This window comes from Loktanella salsilacus (assembly GCF_900114485.1).
Lineage (GTDB): Bacteria > Pseudomonadota > Alphaproteobacteria > Rhodobacterales > Rhodobacteraceae > Loktanella > Loktanella salsilacus.
In genome coordinates, this window is record NZ_FOTF01000005.1 from 128,001 (window position 1) to 144,981 (window position 16,981).

Consider the following 16,981-nt stretch of genomic DNA (forward strand, 5'->3'; position numbering starts at 1 on the left):
TTTTTGACGGCCTTAGAGACCATCTCTCTCGCTGCACATAAATATTTAGGCAAGCGCAAACGTCTCGCCAACCTTCGTCGCTCGCCGCACCAAAACCGCTTCCGTCCCCGCCTGCCGCACCCAGCTTCACACCGAAAACAACGCAAAAGGCCCGGCCGAACCGACCGGGCCTTTCACGCAATATTATACTAGATCAGTAAATCACAACGCCGCGGATGCTTTCGCCTTTGTGCATCAGATCAAAGCCTTTGTTGATGTCTTCCAGCGGCATGGTGTGGGTGATCATCGGGTCGATCTCGATCTTGCCCTGCATGTACCAATCGACAATCTTCGGCACATCCGTCCGCCCGCGCGCACCGCCAAAGGCCGTACCGCGCCAGCTGCGTCCGGTGACCAGTTGGAATGGCCGGGTGGTAATCTCTGCGCCCGCAGGGGCCACGCCGATGATGATGCTTTCGCCCCAGCCTTTGTGGGCGGACTCAAGCGCGGTGCGCATGACGTTCACATTGCCGGTCGCGTCGAACGTATAATCCGCACCGCCGCCTGTCAGTTCGACCAGATGGCCGACCAGATCGCCCTTCACCTCTTTGGGGTTCACGAAATCGGTCATGCCGAAACGCTTGCCCATCTCGACCTTGCTTGGGTTGATATCCACGCCCACGATCTGCGCGGCGCCCGCCATCCGCAGGCCTTGGATCACGTTCAGACCAATACCGCCTAGGCCAAAGACAATCGCCCGGCTGCCGTATTCCACTTTGGCCGTGTTGATCACCGCACCGATGCCGGTGGTGACACCGCAGCCGATGTAGCAAATCTTATCAAAGGGCGCGTCGTCGCGGACTTTGGCCAGTGCGATTTCCGGCAGGACCGTGTGGTTCGCAAAGGTCGAACAGCCCATGTAGTGCAGGATCGGCGTGCCATCGAGCATGGAAAACCGCGAGGTGCCGTCGGGCATAACGCCCGCGCCTTGGGTCGTGCGGATCTTTTGGCACAGGTTCGTTTTGGGGTTCAGGCAATAGTCACACTCGCGGCATTCGGGTGTGTAAAGCGGGATCACGTGATCGCCGGGCTTGAGCGATGTGACGCCCTCGCCCACCTCTAGCACGACACCGGCGCCTTCGTGGCCAAGGATCGCGGGAAAGGCACCTTCGGGGTCATCGCCAGAGCGGGTAAATTCATCGGTATGGCACAGGCCGGTTGCTTTGATCTCGACCAAAACCTCGCCAGCCTTGGGGCCTTCTAGGTTGACCTCCATCACTTCAAGCGGTTGTCCGGCCTTCAGGGCCACGGCTGCACGGGTACGCATGAGGATTGCCTTTACTGGGGAAACGTTTGCGCCAAAGTCTGCGAATTTGCGCGAAAGTTCAAGCCCGCCCCTTGCTAAGCCCCCGGACCTCGCGGCAGTATTGACGGTATGAAAACATCATCTTTCCTCTTCGTTTTGCCGCTCCTTGCGGCATGTCAGCCCGCTCCGACGGGTACGGTCGACGCAGCGTCCGGCGCACGCCCGATTGGCGGCGATGCCTGCAATGCGGCGCAATATGCTGATAAAGTGGGCGGCCCGATGGGCGACCTGCGTTATCCGCCGAGCCGTGAAACCCGGCTGATCAATCCCGGTGAAATGGTGACCATGGAATTCAATCCAGAACGCCTAAACATCGAGATCGACAAAGCGGGCCGCGTTGTAGCTGTCACATGCGGTTAATCTTTGCCCTGCCGCTCACGCTGCTGGCGGCTTGCGGCGGCACCCCTGCCCTGCGCACGGCGATGCCCGGCGCAGTTGCGAGCGAGGCGGCCTTGCCCGCTAGCCCGGTCGTGGCGGACACTTGCGGTGCGCAGCGGCACGGCAGCCTGCGGGGCCAGGATGCGACAGCGTTAGAACGCACGTTAATCCTTGGGCCGGTACAGGTGCTGCGGCCCGGCAGCATTGCCGCGCAGGATTTTCAGCAGGACCGGGTGAATTTCATCATCGGGCCCAATGGGACCATCACAGATATCACCTGCGGCTGATTTCAATCTGGGGAATTATTGCAAGTCCCGGCAGCGCGTACTGGGTGGGGGCAATATGACACGCACCGCCGGGGTCTTGCAATAAAACCTGATTAGCGGTGGGTCGTGGCGCAAAGATGGGCTGCTCATGCCGATTGCGGGGCTCTTTCGCGGCGAAACCATGGCCGCGCCTTGATTTACGCTCGGCAGTGCGCAAATCTTTAGGATGAGCATTCTAGACCCCCTGCAGTTCCCCGCCGGCCCCGATGACCGGGTGTCATTTCACCGTACAGAGCTTGCCCCGATCCTAAGCCTTTATGGCCGCATGGTCGCCGCTGGCGAATGGCGCGATTATGGGATTTCTGCGCTGCGCGATATGGCGGTGGTCAGCGTGTTTCGCCGCACGGCAGAAAACCCGATTTACCGCATCGAAAAGCGGCCCAAGCTACGGCTGAAGCAAGGGCAATATGCGGTCGTGGGCATGGACGGGCAGACGCTGAAACGGGGCAATGATCTGACCGCGGTGCTGCGTGTGCTGGAGCGGAAGTTGATCCGGTCGGTCGACTGAACCACCGACCGGACCCGCGTCCGCAAAATACATTTCAAAAACTAAATGTTTCGCATGCGATACATATTATGTAAACTTAAACAGATACTTAACCTTTGTGCGCAAATCCTAAACGGCCAGTCCGGGGATGCGGCGGCGAGATGTGACCTCTGACGCCTCGACCGTGCGGATGCGCAGGATCGCGTTGGCAAGGGGTTCGTAGGTGACCGCCATGGCGTTGCCATTGGCGTGAATCAGAGTGTCTTCGTCCACCATCATGCCGACGTGACCGCGCCAGAAAATGATGTCGCCGCGCTGCAAGGGGGCATCTGGCGCGAGCCGTTCGCCAAGCGCGTTTTCTTGCAGGTCAGCATCGCCGGGGCACGGGATATCGCAGGCTGTCAGGGCTGCTGTAATCAGGCCAGAACAATCGAGCCCGCGCGTTGAATTGCCGCCCCACAGGTAGGGCACGCCAAAATGCAACTGCGCAATCGTCGCGGGGCTGGTGAAGGGACGATCCAGCGGGCGCAGGTGCTTTTTCGGGACAAAGCCTTGCGGCGTCTCGAAAAAGTGTCGCCGCTCGTCCAGCACTTGCAAGCGCGTGCCAAAGGGCAGCTGCATGACATCGGGGGATTTGAGGTCCTCTGCCGCATAGGCGTGGGTGGCCAAGGCGCCGACGCGGTGGGTTGGCACCGCACCCGTTGTCAGGCGGTCCGAGGGGACGTAGCCGACATAGCCATCGCTGGCCTGGATAAACGACCAACCAGCGCGATCCTCTATCACCTTGACCGGATGGCCCAGCAGCAGTTGCCGATCGCGGCGGCCATCAGGCGCGGTCATCAGGTCGGTGACGGATCGCGACAGGGTGGCGGGGGTACCGTCCACAACAGCCAAGCCCGGCTGCGCGCCAAGGCTACGCAGGGCAACGCGGGCATTGGCGGGCCAAAGGCGCCGGTCACGGTTTGCGGGGGCGGTCATAGGCCCAGCAAGTCCGGCAGGGCGTCAAGGATCGCGCGCGCGCCCATGCCGACGCCGCCTTTGGGGCGGGCGGGCTTGGCGGCGGCGTTCCAGCCATAGATGTCAAAGTGGATATAGGGGCGATCCACAAAACGGCGCAGGAACAGGGCAGCGGTCGTCGCCCCCGCCATGCCGCCCGCTGGCGCGTTGTCCAAGTCGGCGACGCCCGGTTCAATCAGATCCTCGTAGGGGTCGTGAAATGGCAGGCGCCAGACCGGATCCTTGATGCGGGATGCGGCGGCGGTCAGGGCGGCAGCGTGATCGTCGGTGTCGGTAAAGAAGGGCGAGATATCGGGGCCAACGGCGACACGGGCAGCCCCGGTCAACGTCGCCATAGAGATGACGAGGTCCGCGTCCTCTTCACTTGCCAAGGCCAGCGCGTCGGCCAAGACAAGGCGGCCTTCGGCGTCGGTATTATTAATCTCGACCGTCAGCCCCTTGCGCGAGGGCAGGATGTCTTGCGGGCGGAAGGCATTGGCGGAAATAGAGTTTTCCACCGCCGGGATCAGGACGCGCAGACGGATCGGCACGTTCAGCGCCATGATCATATGGGCAAGGCCCAAGACGGTAGCAGAGCCGCCCATATCCTTTTTCATCAGCCCCATAGAGGAGCCGGGTTTGATGTTCAGGCCACCGGTGTCAAAGCAGACACCCTTGCCGACAAGGGTCAGGCGGGGGCCGGTGGTGCCCCAAGCCATGTCGATCAGACGCGGCGGCGTGGCGCTGGCGCGGCCGACGGCGTGGATCAGGGGGAAGTTGTGGGTCAGCAGGTCGTCACCCGTGGTCACGCTGATTTTCGCGCCGTGTTGATCGGCGAGGCTGCGGGCGGCGGTTTCCAGGTCGGCGGGACCCATGTCGTTTGTGGGGGTGTTGATAAGATCGCGAGTCAGCACTTCACCAGCGGCGATGATTTGCAGGCGATCTGCATCGACACCATCCGGCGCGACAAGCTGGGCTGCGGCAGATTTGGCGTTGCGGTAACGGGCGAAGTCGTAGGATTCCAGCAGCCAACCCAGCGCGGCCTCGGTCAGGTCGCTGCCGGTCAGGCCGGACGCGATGGCATAGGTCCCAGCAGGCAGTTTGCGCGCGGCAGCGGCGACGGCAAAGCGGGTGCGTTTGCGGCTCGTGGCTGTGCCCTGCCCCACCAGCGCCATAGCAATCGTGCCATCCGGGCCGGGGATGCACAGGGTCGCGCCCGCAGCAGCCTTAAAGCCGCAGGTGTCAGCCCAGGTGCGCGCCGCGGCGGGGATCGTGTCCAAGTGATCGGCGTCAATCACATGCAGCGGCGTGGCGGTCGTGCCTGCAGCGGCAAACATCGGAAGGGAAGAGTTGGTCATTTTGGGGGTCCATTCTAGTCCCCCTCAGCCTAACGTCTTGGCCCGCGGCAGCAAGCCCGGATCAGAAGTCGCGGAAGTCCCAGACTTGGGAAATCGCCAGATCAAAGCCGCGTTCCAGCCGGCACAGCGTGGCTTCAAGCGCGACGCCGTTTTTCTGCTGGGCGCAGACGGCCACATGGCGGGCGGCGGTGGACACTTCGGTCAAACCGATGCCCTGCGCGACGGCGGCCATGCGGTTCGCCTGCCGCGTCAGTTCGTCAAATTCGGCAATCGCGCGGATATCTTGCAGGCGATTCAGCCGAATGGCGAGGTCTTCGAGGGCCCGGCAAATCGTTTCCTCTGCCACTTTGTCGCCAAGGTCGCGGTAAATTTCAGACAGCGGTGCCGGGTCCATCAGGGGGCTACGGTTACATTCAAGGACGGTGACGGTATTCATGGGGTAAACCTTTGCGATGGGTGCGTTCTTGTGATCCTGTTCTAGACAAACGGTGGTCACCATTTGGTTGACGCAAACCCAGAAAATCGCTCGAAATCCTTTCAAATTCAGCATAACATTGGGACAAAATCGCAAGGAGCGCGCCCCGTGGAATTCGCAAAACCCCTGCCCGAATATCTAGTCAAACGCTATCAGGGCTGGAAAGCAACGACCTACGCCGAGAACAAAAGCTGGTACAAACGTCTGGCCGAAGACGGCCAACACCCCCGCGCGATGGTGATCTCGTGCTGCGACAGCCGGGTGCATGTGACTTCTATATTTGGCGCGGATCAGGGCGAATTCTTTATTCACCGCAATATCGCCAATCTGGTCCCGGCCTATGCGGCGGATGGCAAACAGCACGGCACATCTGCAACGGTGGAATATGCCGTCACGGCGCTGAAGGTCGCGCATATCGTGGTGCTGGGGCATTCGTCTTGCGGCGGTGTGCAGGGCTGTTTTGATATGTGCGAAGGTCACGCGCCAGAGCTGGACGAGAAGACAAGCTTTGTCGGGCGTTGGATGGACATTCTGCGCCCCGGCTATGAACGCCTCGCCCCCGGAGAGCCGAAAGACCGGCTGCGGGCGCTGGAAAAAGAGGCCGTCTTGGTGTCGCTGGAAAACCTGATGACCTTTCCTTTCGTGAAATCTGCGGTCGAGGATGGCATGCTGTCGCTGCACGGGCTTTGGAACCACATCGGCGAAGGGTCGCTGGAATGCTACGATCCCGGCGCAAAGGCCTTTGTCGCCGTCTAGGGGCCGACATTTTGGCAGCGTAAATGATCCAGTAACACCTGCGCATTAGCCTTGCTTGCATTGCGGGCCAAATCTTTGGCCTCGGGCAAGCGAGGCTGACGTATGAACGCACAGTCCGCCCGTCGAAAAGGTAGGACTGAACATGCGGACTTGGTTTCGAAACATGGCAATCGGCCGCAGGCTGCCGCTTGCCATTGGCTTGCTGCTGACACTGGCGGTCGCAACATTGTCCGTCGCGTCTTATGTCATGTCCCGCGCTTTGATCACGGAACAGGCCGCGCAGAACCTGAAAGGCGTGGCGCACGGTCAAGCTAAACAGGTCAAAACGCTTTTAGATACCATTGATAACGAAATCAAAGCGCGCGCGACGACGCCGTCGACGGCACGCATTTTAACCGCCCTATCTGACGCCTATAAAACGACAGAAAACCCCACAGACACCCTGCAGCGGGTCTATATCACTGAAAATACAGAACCGCTGGGTCAAAAGGATAACCTTATCGCCGCGACGACGGGGTCGAGCTATGGGTTTCTGCATCGCACGCACCATCCGGGGCTACGCCTGCTGCAACAGCAGATGGGGTACTATGACATTTTTCTGATCAATAATGACGGCGACATCGTCTATTCGGTATTCAAGGAAAACGACTTTGCCACCAATCTGTTAACGGGCGAATGGGCCGACACTGGATTGGGGGATGCTTTCCGGCAAGCCAGCGAACTTGACCAAGAAGCCGCTTCGGTCTTTGTCGATTTTGCGCCTTATCCACCAAGCGCCCAATCGCCAGCGGCCTTTATTGCACGGCCTATTATATTGGATAATGGCGAAAGGCTTGGTGTGCTTGCCTACCAAATGCCGGTTGGAGCGATCAATGCGGCGATGCGTGACCTTGCAAGTCTGCCAGAATCGGCTGACGGATTCCTCGTCGGCAGCGACGGCTTTTTGCGCACGGATTCTATTCGGTCAGACATCAATGATATCCTGACCACAAAAGTGGAATCGCCTGACATTCTATCGATTTTAGAGGGCACAGCACGTGGCTATAGCAGTGTGGACCGAAACGGTCGCCAGATCATAGGATACGCAGAGCCCGTTAGCTTTTTGGGCGCACATTACGTTGCCGTCGTCCAGATCAGCACACGGGATTTAGTTGCTGGCCTCAACAGGGCCGCGATTTTGCAGCAAATTCTAGGGCTTATCATTCTGGCAATTGCGATTGGCATTGGCATTGGCATATCGCGCAGCATCACCCGCCCCATGGGGGACCTGACGACGGCAGTTAATCAGATCGCCGGGGGCAATCACCATATCCCAGTCCCAAGCACCGACCGCGGCTGCGAAATTGGCCAGCTGGCCCGCGCGACAGAGGTGTTTCGGCAAAACGCCCTGCAAATTAGCACCCTAAGTGCAGAGCAGGAAGAGAATAGCCGTGCCATGCAGGTCATGTCAGCAGAGCGAGAGGCCGCGAGCGCACGCGAAATTGAACTGGCGCAGAAGCGCGAAGCCACCGACCGCGCCGCTGTTGCGCAGCGCGAAGCCATGATGCGCCAGCTTGGCGAATCCTTTGGCAAGGTCGTAGAGGCCGCGTTGGAAGGCGAGTTTTCGACCCGGGTCGAGGCGGATTTCGAGGATACGATCCTGATCAACCTCGCGCGTAATATCAACGCGTTGATGGAATCGATCGACAACAACCTCAGCAGCACCGGATCAGTAATGAAAAGCATCGCCGAGGGGGATCTGACCCACTACATGGATGGGGCATTTCATGGTGATTTCGCAGACTTGCAGGACAGCATGAACGGCATGGTGGATTCGCTGCGCAATCTGGTTGAAGACATCACTGATAGCAGCACGACACTGACCGCATCCTCTGGCGAATTGCGCCAAACCTCTGGCGTATTGTCGCGCCAGGCCGAACAGAACGCCGCCGCGCTAGAGGAAACCAGCGCCGCCCTGACAGATCTGTCGAGCCGCGTGCGATTGATCCACGAAGCCATTACGCAGGCCAGCGAAAGCGCGCAAACAGCGCGCAGTACAGCAGCCACCAGCGAAGCCGTGGCGACAGAGGCCACCATTGCGATGGACCGTATCGCGCAGGGGTCCAAGGAAATTGGCCGCGCTGTGGATATCATCAACGACATCTCTTTTCAGATCAATCTGCTGGCCCTAAACGCCGGGGTCGAAGCCGCGCGCGCCGGGGATTCAGGACGCGGCTTTGCCGTGGTCGCGGCAGAAGTGCGCAAACTGGCGCAGGATGCCGGTGATTCAGCGCGCCAGATCACCAAGGTCATCACCCAAAGCGACCGTGATGTCAGCGACGGCGTGCGCACCGTTGCCGAGGCCCGCACATCCCTGCAGGCCATCGCGCAAAGTGTCATCGCCATTTCGGAAAACTTTGACGAGGTATCGACGGCGATTGCCGAACAATCCGCGGGCATCCAATCCATTGCATCTTCGATCCAGCGGATTGACGATCGGTCGCAAAAGCAGGCCGCATCGTTTGAAGAAGTGACCGCATCATCGCATCTTCTGTCAACGCAGGCGGAATCGCTGGCCAAAATGACACGGCAGTTCAAGACTGCAGGTGCTGGCGCGGGAAAAACACGTATCAGCTCTGATCCAGCGGTGGCTTAGGGTGCCGCACGTAAAACAGTAGGATTGGCATAAAAAAAGGTGGGCCACTGGCCCACCTTTAAGGATTGATCTGGCGAAGCAGATTAGCCTTTTTTCAGCACTTCACGGCCCAAAAGCTCTGCGATCTGCACTGCGTTCAGGGCAGCGCCCTTGCGCAGGTTGTCAGACACGCACCACAAGTTGATGCCGTTTTCGACCGTGCTGTCATCGCGGATGCGGCTGATGAACGTCGCATAATCGCCAACGCATTCGACGGGCGTGACGTAGCCACCGTCTTCGCGCTTGTCGATCACCATGATGCCGGGGCTTTCGCGCAAAATGTCACGCGCCTCGTCTGCGTCCAGCGGGTTTTCAAATTCGATGTTGATCGATTCGGAATGGCCGACAAAGACCGGCACACGCACGCAGGTGGCCGTGACCTTGATCTTGGGATCAAGGATCTTCTTGGTCTCGGCGACCATCTTCCACTCTTCCTTCGTCTCGCCAGAGTCGAGGAACACGTCGATATGCGGGATCACGTTAAAGGCGATCTGCTTGGTGAACTTCGTGGCGGGCTTGGAATCAGTGGGGTTATAGATCGACTTGGTCTGGTCCCAAAGCTCGTCCATGCCTTCTTTACCAGCGCCGGACACGGACTGGTAGGTGCTGACGACAACGCGCTTGATCGTGGCGCGGTCATGCAAAGGCTTTAGGGCGACGACCATCTGCGCGGTCGAGCAGTTGGGGTTCGCGATGATCATTTTCTTGGCGTAGCCGTGCACATCCTGCGGGTTCACTTCCGGCACGATCAGCGGCACATCGGCGTCATAGCGATACAGCGACGAGTTATCGATGACGACACAGCCAGCGGCCGCCGCTTTGGGGGCGTATTTCTTGGTCGCGTCCGATCCGACGGCGAACAGGGCCATATCCCAGCCGGTGAAATCGAAGGTATCCAGATCGGTGGTTTTCAAAGTTCGGTCGCCAAAGCTTACCTCGGTCCCCAGCGAACGACGGCTGGCGAGTGCGGCAATTTCATCCACGGGGAATTCGCGTTCCGCCAGGATGTTCAGCATTTCGTGACCCACGTTACCCGTGGCGCCAACGACGACGATCTTGTAACCCATCTGTCAGGCTCCTTGGTTGCGACCCGGCGGGTCTTACGCCCCATCGGGGCAAAGGGAAAGGGGTCAGTCGGTGCGGTCGGTCGCAGTGAGGTAGATCAGCAACCCGGCGGCCAGCAGCACAGCGAAGGCGGCAAAGATCAGCGTAAAGGATTGTTCCGGCGTGGTGCCCATACGGTAGATCGGGCCGGTGGCGTTCTGCATGACGCCCACACCCCCAATCCCGAACAGGTTCATCAGCGTCACGCCCCGCCCCGTCAGGTGCGGCGGAAAGAAGGCCCGCGCATGGGCGATGATCATGCCGTAAGCCGCGCCGCCGAAACCGAGCACCGCCAGCAGCACGGTGCTGCGCACAAGGCTTGCCGCCGGGTCCAGCGCCAGCGCAATCAGCGCCGCCAGCGCCAGCGCATTGCCCGCCACCACGACCCATTTGCGTGTGCCCAGCAGACGGTCCATCGGGCCGTAAGCAAAGCTGCCCGCGATCATCGCAAGGCCCATCACAAGTGTCACCCGGCCGATGATCTGGGTGTCTGCGCCGAACACCTCTGCCGCGTAGGGGCCTGCCCAAAGGCCGCGCAGCCCGGCAGAGGGGGCGTAACAGACGAACATGAATGCAAAGATGGGCCAAAGGGCTGGCATTTTCAGCAGATCAATGACCGAGCCGCGGGACGGGCCCGGCGTCCGTTCAGGGTCGCGTGCCAGGGCGGCGATGCCCAGCGCGGTGGCAAGGCTGATCGCGGCCAGCGCCAAGAGTGTTGGGCGCCAACCAAAGCTTTCGACGCACCATGCCAGCGGCGATGCCCCGGCGATATTTCCCAAAGAGCCAAGGCCGATCATCGCCGTCGCTAGCGTCGCAAACAGGCGCGCAGGGTATTGGCGCGCGAAGATGTAATAAGCCGCCATCAAAACAGGCGAACAGCCGATGCCCAGCAGTGCCATCGCCCAGATGATATGCGCCGGGGTCTGCGCCAGCGCGAAAACAAGCGCGCCCCCTGCCCCGCCAAGCGCAAACAGGATTGAGGCCGTCCAGCGGGGGCCGAACCGGTCCAATGCAGAACCGACGGGGATTTGCATGGCGGCGAAGACCAAAAACCAGACGCCAGAGGCGGTGGCCAGATCCTGCGGCGTCGCCCCGAGGTCTTGTTTCAGGATCGGGGATAGGACCGGCAGGAACGCGCGATAAAACTGTGACAGCGCATACGATAGCGCGAGCACGATCAGGCCTTTGGTCATGATTGCCCCTTCGTGCTTGGCGTTGCGCGAGTGGTGCATGAGCGGGCGGCGGTGTGCAAGAGGATAGGACGGATTGGGGCACCGCCCCAAACCCCGAGGTATTTTTGACCAGAAGAAGGGGACGGCGCAGCGGTGCCGTCCCCTTTGCCCGCCCCGTTACAGGGCGGCCTTGCGGCTTTCGTCCAGATAAATCTCGCGCAGGCGGGCGGCGACGGGACCGGGGGTGCCCGCGCCAACGGCCGCGCCGTCGATTTCAACGACAGGCATCACAAAGGTACTGGCAGAGGTAATGAACGCCTCGTCCGCGCCTTGGGCTTCTTCGATGGTAAAGGGGCGCTCTTCGATCTTCATCTGCGCCTCAAGCGCAAAGCGCAGGACGGCAGCGCGGGTGATGCCGTGCAGGATCTCATGGCTCAGCTGGCGCGTGATGATCGTGTTGCCCTTGACGATATAGGCGTTGTTGGACGTGCCTTCGGTGACGGCGCCGTCTTCGACCATCCAAGCGTCATCGCAGCCAGCGGCCTTGGCCATCATCTTACCCATTGATGGATAAAGCAGCTGCACGGTTTTAATATCGCGGCGGCCCCAGCGCTGGTCGGCGATACTGATGACCTTCATCCCCGTCTTGGCCATGGGGCTGTCAGCCATGCCCGGCTTGGCCTGCGTGAACAGCACGATTGTTGGGGCAGTGTCCTTGGACGGATAGGCGAAATCGCGGTCCCCGGCGCTGCCACGGGTGATCTGCAGATAGATCATGCCGTCAGTGATGTCGTTCAGGCGAACCAACTCGCGGTGAACTTCTAGCAGGTCATCGCGGCTGGACGGATGCTGCATTTCAAGCTCGTCCAGCGAGCGTTGCAGGCGCAGGGCGTGACCTTCGAAGTCGATCAGCTTGCCGCCCAGCACTGACGTGACCTCGTAGACGCCATCGGCCATCAGAAAGCCGCGGTCAAAGATGCTGATCTTCGCCTCGTCCTCGGGCAGGTACTCTCCGTTCAGATAGACGGTGCGGGTCATGGGCAGGCCTTTCGGTGTTGGGTGGCAGTATCTATCAAGACTGCGGCGCGGCTTGTCCAGAGGGCGCTTAGCCCCAAAGCGCAGCAAGGGGAGGATGCACGCCTGCGGCGTCAAAGTGCAGCGGTGCGGTGCGATCTTGCGCCAGCAGCAAAGGGCCGTCCAGATCGACAAAGGCCGCACCCGCCGTCAGCAACGTCGCCGGGGCCATGGCAAGCGATGATCCGACCATGCAGCCAATCATCACGTCAAATCCCTGCGCGATGGCTGCGGTCCGCAAGGCAAGCGCCTCGGTCAGGCCGCCGGTCTTGTCCAGCTTGATGTTCACCATGTCGTACTTGCCGCGCAAACCGGCCAGACTGGCGCGGTCGTGACAGGATTCGTCGGCGCACACGGGCAGCGGGCGGTCAATCTCGCTCAGCATATCGTCGGCACCGGCGGGCAGCGGCTGTTCGACCATAGCGACGCCAAGGCGCAGCAGATGCGGCGCAAGATCGCTGTAAACGTCGGCGGTCCACCCTTCATTTGCGTCGACGATGATGACCGCATCCGGCGCACCCCGGCGCACAGCCTCGAGCCGGGCCATGTCATCGGGGGTGCCAAGCTTGATCTTCAGCAGCGGGCGATGCGCGTTCTTGGCGGCCTGCGCCTGCATCGCGTCTGGCGTATCAAGAGACAGCGTATAGGCCGTCACAACGGGCTGCGGCGCGGGCAATCCGGCCAGATCCCAAACGCGCAGCCCCGCGCGCTTTGCCTCGAAATCCCACAAGGCGCAATCGACGGCATTGCGCGCCGCCCCAGCGGGCAGCAGCCCTTGCAGCGTCTGCCGCGTCACATTCCCGGGCAGCCCCGCAATCTGCGCCGTGACGCTATCGAGCGTTTCGTCATAGCGCGCATAGGGCACGCATTCGCCGCGCCCCATCAGATCGCCATCGCTTACCGTCACAGTCAACACCTGCGCCTGCGTCCGCGACCCGCGCGAGATCGTAAAGACCTGCGCCAGCGCGAACACATCCCGCGTCACCTCAATCTTCATCCCATGCCTTCTTTCAGCCCATCATCTTGCCCAAAAATACTCCCGCCGGAGGCCTGCTGCTTTGCACCGCAAAGCTGCACTTAAACCGCCAGAAGCGCATCCACCAAACGCGCCGCACCCTGACGGTACGGATCAACTGCAGGCAGCCCCATGCGCGTCTCAACCTCAGCCAGATAGGCTTCGAATTCATCATCAGATAGGTGCTGGGTATTCACCGATACGCCAACCACTTTGCAATCCGGGTTGGCGACGCGGGCCAGCGGCAAGGCCGTGTCGCGCAGGGCTTCCAGCGTGGGCAGGTGGTAGTGCGGCAAGCCGCGCATATGGGTCCGGGTGGGCTCGTGCGCGAGGATCAGCGCGTCGGGTTGGCCGCCGTGGACCAGCGCCAGTGTCACGCCAGAATAGCTGACGTGGAACAGGCTGCCCTGCCCTTCGATATGATCCCAGTGGTCGTCGTCGTTGTCGGGGGTCAGCCATTCGACAGCGCCAGCCATGAAATCGGCGACGACAGCGTCCAGTGGCACGCCGTCACCGGTGATCAAGATGCCGGTCTGGCCCGTCGCGCGGAAAGAGGATTTGAGGCCGCGGGCCTTCATTTCCGCGTCCATCGCCAGCGCCGTATACATCTTACCGACAGAGCAATCGGTGCCGACGGTCAGCACGCGCTTGCCTTTGCGCGGGATGCCGTTGGCGATGGGGTAGGCGACTGTGGGGACGCGGACGTCGTGCAGCATGCGGCCGTGGTGGACGGCAGCGGCGACCAGTTCGGCGTCGTCGCGCAGCAGGTTATGCAGGCCAGACGCGATGTCATAGCCAGCGGCCAGCGCCTCTAGCAGCAGGGTGCGCCACGCGGGGGAAATCACGCCGCCCCGGTTCGCGACGCCAATAACCAGCGTTTTCGCGCCAGCGGCCAAACCGTCCTGCAGCGTCATGTCGGTCAGGCCCAGATCGGCGCGGCATTCGGGCAGACGCAGCTGGCCGACGGCGTGATCTGGGCGCCAGTCGCGGATGCCGATGGCCACCTTGCAGGCCAGCATATCTGGCGCGTCGCCAAGGAACAAAAGGTATGGGGTCTGGATCATCGGATGGTCTCCGGTTTGGGTGATGGGCAAAGCCTAGAACGGGAACGGGCGGTGCGCCACCCGGCACGCCGCCCGTTTTTGAATCTTCGGTAAAAAATCAGCCGTGGTAGGCCTGTTCGCCGTGGGACGACAGATCGAGGCCGATGCGTTCTTCTTCTTCAGTGACGCGCAGGCCCATGGTCATGTCGATCAGCTTGTACAGGATCAAGGACGCGATACCGCACCAGACGATGGTGATCACGACGGCTTCGGTCTGGATCCACGTCTGGCCCAGCAGGGAATAATCGTCGCCGCCTGTGCCGCCAAGGCCGGGGGCGGTAAAGATACCGGTGCCGATGGCACCAACGATGCCGCCGATGCCGTGCACGCCAAAGACATCGAGACTGTCATCATAGCCCGCTTTGCGTTTCACCACGTCGACAAAGAAGTAGCAGACCGCCGAGGCAATCGCGCCCAGTGCAATCGCGCCAACCGGGCCGATGGTGCCGCAAGCAGGCGTCACGGCGACAAGGCCCGCGACCATGCCGGATGCGGCCCCCAGCATAGAGGCTTTGCCGCGGGTCAGCCCTTCAATCGCGCACCAGGCAAGGATGCCGCCAGCGGTGGCTGTGAAGGTGTTGATCATCGCAAGCGTCGCGCCTGATGTCGCCTCTAGGTTCGATCCGGCGTTAAAGCCGAACCAGCCGACCCACAGCATGGCCGCGCCGACCATGGTCAGGGTCATGGAATGCGGAGCCATGTTGTCGCGGCCAAAGCCGACGCGCTTGCCGATCATGATTGAGCCGCAAAGCGCTGCGATACCGGCGTTGATGTGCACAACCGTGCCGCCTGCAAAGTCGATGGCACCCATGTTGAAGATCAGGCCATTCGCGTCCCAGACCATGTGGGCGATGGGGAAATACACGATGGTGACCCACAGCAGGACAAAGACCATCAGGGCGGAAAACTTGATCCGTTCCGCAAAGGCACCGACGATCAGCGCAGGGGTGATCGCAGCAAAGGTCATCTGGAAGGCGATGAACAAGTATTCGGGGATCATCACGCCATCGGTAAAGGTCGCAGCCAGACTGTCAGGCGTGACGCCCGCCAAGAACATCTTGCTCATGCCGCCCCAATAGGGCGATGTGCTGCCGCCGAAGGCAAAGGAGTAGCCCCAGACCACCCAGATCACCATGACCATCGCGGTGATCAGCGTGCACTGCATCAGCACGGACAGCATGTTTTTCGTGCGCACAAGACCGCCGTAGAACAGCGACAGGCCCGGCAGGATCATGAACAGGACCAGCAAGGTCGCAGTCATCATCCAAGCGACGTCGCCCTTGTCGACCGTTTCGGTCACATCTTGGGCCAGTGCGAGCGTTGGCAGCAAGGCCAAGGCGCTGGCACCGATAAGTGTATTGCGTTTCATGTCCCGGTTTTCCCCAAAGCGCTGACTACAGCGCGTCGTCGTTCGTCTCTCCGGTGCGGACGCGCATGGCGCCTTCAACATCGAGGGTGAAGATTTTGCCGTCGCCGATTTTGTCGGTCTTGGCGGTGGCAGCGATGGTGGCAACAACTTGGTCGGCCAGATCATCGGGCACGACGATTTCAAGCCGTAGCTTGGGCACGAATTGCACGACGTATTCCGCACCGCGGTAGACTTCGGTGTGGCCGGATTGCGTGCCGAAGCCTTTGACTTCGGACACCATCATGCCGCGCACGCCAATGGCGGTCAGCGCGACGCGCACTTCGTCGAGTTTAAATGGTTTGATGACGGCGATAATCAGTTTCATGACAGACTCCCTTGTCCCATGCACCTTGAGCGTAGGAACCGCCCGGGCGGGCGGGCGGACAAGGGATTCGGTTGTCAGGGTGCCTAAAATAACACCAAAATGGGTTAACGCCGCTTGGTTATGTGGCGATATGCTGTATTTTTGTGCGGTTTGAGAAGTTGCTTGAAAGCAAGTAGCACTGCCGATCCATGTCGCGATGCCAGGAGTACTGCTGGGCCGCTATGCGGAGGAAGCTGCCACTTATCTACCTTACAATTGAAGTCGGAAAGCTTCTGGTGTCGTTTTAAGATCGGTAAAATATGGAGGCTCATACAACGGTGCGAAGACTGTTATGCCATCAGTAACATGGCGCCTTCCAATGGCGTGCATTTCTTCGGGCGATAATTCTTTTACCAAATATCCATCCATGAAAACGCCGGTGGAATCAATTGCCCATACTTGATTCAAAAACTGGAATGTTGCGGGATCCGCATATTTTATTATCCTCGTCCAAAAGTATACATTTTCACTGTCCTTTGCCTTGCAATCACTTTTAGGAACTGAATATTGTTCTTCGCCGATTATCCTAAAGTTCTCTGCATCAACGGAAACCGTAACCGTACCTTTGGGGAAGTCATCGTAGTATACAGAATGCCCATCACTAAAATAGCAGCTTAGCACTGAAAATTTGCTTGGTGAAAAATCTGTTTGTTCGTACCTCAAGTAGACATGGCTTTTGTCTTTTGCCCAAATACCATCAATTACCTCAAATGTCTTTGAATCTGCTCCTGGCAGAACACGATAATCAGCGACAATATTGCCTTGGTTCGCATAATATATCTCGTCGCCAAATCTGAAAAATAGGGTTTTTGAACCATCAAGCAAAACAGGCTTCGAGAACAAATATAGCATGGGGCGACCGCCGCTACTGAAATCTATAAATAAATACACGACTGTAAGAAGCGCCGACAAGAATGCGGCAAAAACAAAAACTCTTATCCTCAAG

Annotated in this window: 17 protein-coding genes; 5 read left to right on the plus strand and 12 right to left on the minus strand. The window is 60.0% G+C overall.

What is annotated here, in order from left to right; all coding sequences use genetic code 11:
- Positions 1 to 193 precede the first annotated feature (193 nt).
- Positions 194 to 1,306 (minus strand): S-(hydroxymethyl)glutathione dehydrogenase/class III alcohol dehydrogenase, encoded by a 1,113-nt coding sequence (locus BM131_RS05845; RefSeq protein ID WP_090186923.1) that lies wholly within the window; start codon positions 1,304 to 1,306, stop codon positions 194 to 196.
- 108 nt (positions 1,307 to 1,414) lie between these two features.
- Here BM131_RS05845 and BM131_RS05850 point away from each other — a divergent pair, with 108 nt between their 5' ends.
- The 3 genes from BM131_RS05850 (at position 1,415) to BM131_RS05860 (ending at position 2,557) form a co-directional block, all read left to right on the plus strand.
- Complete coding sequence (locus BM131_RS05850; RefSeq protein ID WP_090186925.1) at positions 1,415 to 1,705, plus strand: I78 family peptidase inhibitor; 291 nt, start codon at positions 1,415 to 1,417, stop codon at positions 1,703 to 1,705.
- Entirely contained in the window at positions 1,696 to 2,010 is a 315-nt protein-coding gene (locus BM131_RS05855) for an I78 family peptidase inhibitor (RefSeq protein ID WP_090186928.1), read from the plus strand. Before BM131_RS05850 ends, BM131_RS05855 begins: the two co-directional genes overlap by 10 nt.
- A 205-nt stretch (positions 2,011 to 2,215) precedes the next feature.
- Positions 2,216 to 2,557: a DUF2794 domain-containing protein gene (locus BM131_RS05860; protein WP_090186930.1), complete on the plus strand. Its 342-nt coding sequence runs from the start codon at positions 2,216 to 2,218 to the stop codon at positions 2,555 to 2,557.
- Between the two features lie 108 nt (positions 2,558 to 2,665).
- Here the strand turns inward: BM131_RS05860 and BM131_RS05865 are convergent, their stop codons facing one another.
- From BM131_RS05865 to BM131_RS05875, 3 genes are all read right to left on the minus strand, one after another.
- Positions 2,666 to 3,514: a C40 family peptidase gene (locus BM131_RS05865; RefSeq protein ID WP_090186933.1), complete on the minus strand. Its 849-nt coding sequence runs from the start codon at positions 3,512 to 3,514 to the stop codon at positions 2,666 to 2,668.
- Entirely contained in the window at positions 3,511 to 4,890 is a 1,380-nt protein-coding gene (locus BM131_RS05870; protein ID WP_090186935.1) for a leucyl aminopeptidase family protein, read from the minus strand. Before BM131_RS05870 ends, BM131_RS05865 begins: the two co-directional genes overlap by 4 nt.
- Positions 4,891 to 4,951: 61 nt before the next feature.
- The gene (locus BM131_RS05875) at positions 4,952 to 5,326 is read right to left on the minus strand and encodes a hypothetical protein (protein ID WP_139222588.1); all 375 of its coding nucleotides are present in this window, start codon (positions 5,324 to 5,326) and stop codon (positions 4,952 to 4,954) included.
- Positions 5,327 to 5,473: 147 nt separating this feature from the next.
- On the opposite strand from BM131_RS05875, the gene BM131_RS05880 reads away from it, so the two are divergent.
- Entirely contained in the window at positions 5,474 to 6,121 is a 648-nt protein-coding gene (locus BM131_RS05880; RefSeq protein ID WP_090187208.1) for a carbonic anhydrase, read from the plus strand.
- Between the two features lie 142 nt (positions 6,122 to 6,263).
- Positions 6,264 to 8,756, plus strand: a complete 2,493-nt coding sequence (locus tag BM131_RS05885) for a methyl-accepting chemotaxis protein (RefSeq protein WP_090186939.1) — start codon at positions 6,264 to 6,266, stop codon at positions 8,754 to 8,756.
- A gap of 83 nt (positions 8,757 to 8,839) precedes the next feature.
- On the opposite strand, the gene BM131_RS05890 is transcribed toward BM131_RS05885, so the two are convergent.
- From BM131_RS05890 to BM131_RS05925, 8 genes are all read right to left on the minus strand, one after another.
- Positions 8,840 to 9,862 carry an aspartate-semialdehyde dehydrogenase gene (locus BM131_RS05890; protein ID WP_090186942.1) on the minus strand — a complete coding sequence of 341 codons (1,023 nt, stop codon included), beginning with the start codon at positions 9,860 to 9,862 and terminating at the stop codon, positions 8,840 to 8,842.
- Between the two features lie 63 nt (positions 9,863 to 9,925).
- A complete protein-coding gene (locus BM131_RS05895) occupies positions 9,926 to 11,092 on the minus strand; it encodes an MFS transporter (protein ID WP_090186944.1) in 1,167 nt (388 codons plus the stop codon).
- A 156-nt stretch (positions 11,093 to 11,248) separates the two neighbouring features.
- On the minus strand, positions 11,249 to 12,109 hold the full coding sequence (locus BM131_RS05900; RefSeq protein WP_090186947.1) for a D-amino-acid transaminase: 861 nt from the start codon (positions 12,107 to 12,109) through the stop codon (positions 11,249 to 11,251).
- A 67-nt stretch (positions 12,110 to 12,176) separates the two neighbouring features.
- Positions 12,177 to 13,142, minus strand: coding sequence for an N-acetyl-D-Glu racemase DgcA (gene dgcA / locus BM131_RS05905; protein ID WP_090186950.1), 966 nt, complete (start codon positions 13,140 to 13,142; stop codon positions 12,177 to 12,179).
- Between the two features lie 80 nt (positions 13,143 to 13,222).
- Positions 13,223 to 14,224 (minus strand): N-acetyltransferase DgcN, encoded by a 1,002-nt coding sequence (dgcN, locus tag BM131_RS05910; RefSeq protein WP_090186953.1) that lies wholly within the window; start codon positions 14,222 to 14,224, stop codon positions 13,223 to 13,225.
- 97 nt (positions 14,225 to 14,321) lie between these two features.
- Positions 14,322 to 15,632, minus strand: coding sequence for an ammonium transporter (locus BM131_RS05915; protein WP_090186956.1), 1,311 nt, complete (start codon positions 15,630 to 15,632; stop codon positions 14,322 to 14,324).
- Between the two features lie 25 nt (positions 15,633 to 15,657).
- Positions 15,658 to 15,996, minus strand: coding sequence for a P-II family nitrogen regulator (locus BM131_RS05920; RefSeq protein WP_090186960.1), 339 nt, complete (start codon positions 15,994 to 15,996; stop codon positions 15,658 to 15,660).
- A 249-nt stretch (positions 15,997 to 16,245) separates the two neighbouring features.
- Positions 16,246 to 16,980 (minus strand): DKNYY domain-containing protein, encoded by a 735-nt coding sequence (locus BM131_RS05925; protein ID WP_090186963.1) that lies wholly within the window; start codon positions 16,978 to 16,980, stop codon positions 16,246 to 16,248.
- Between the last annotated feature and the right edge of the window lies 1 nt (position 16,981).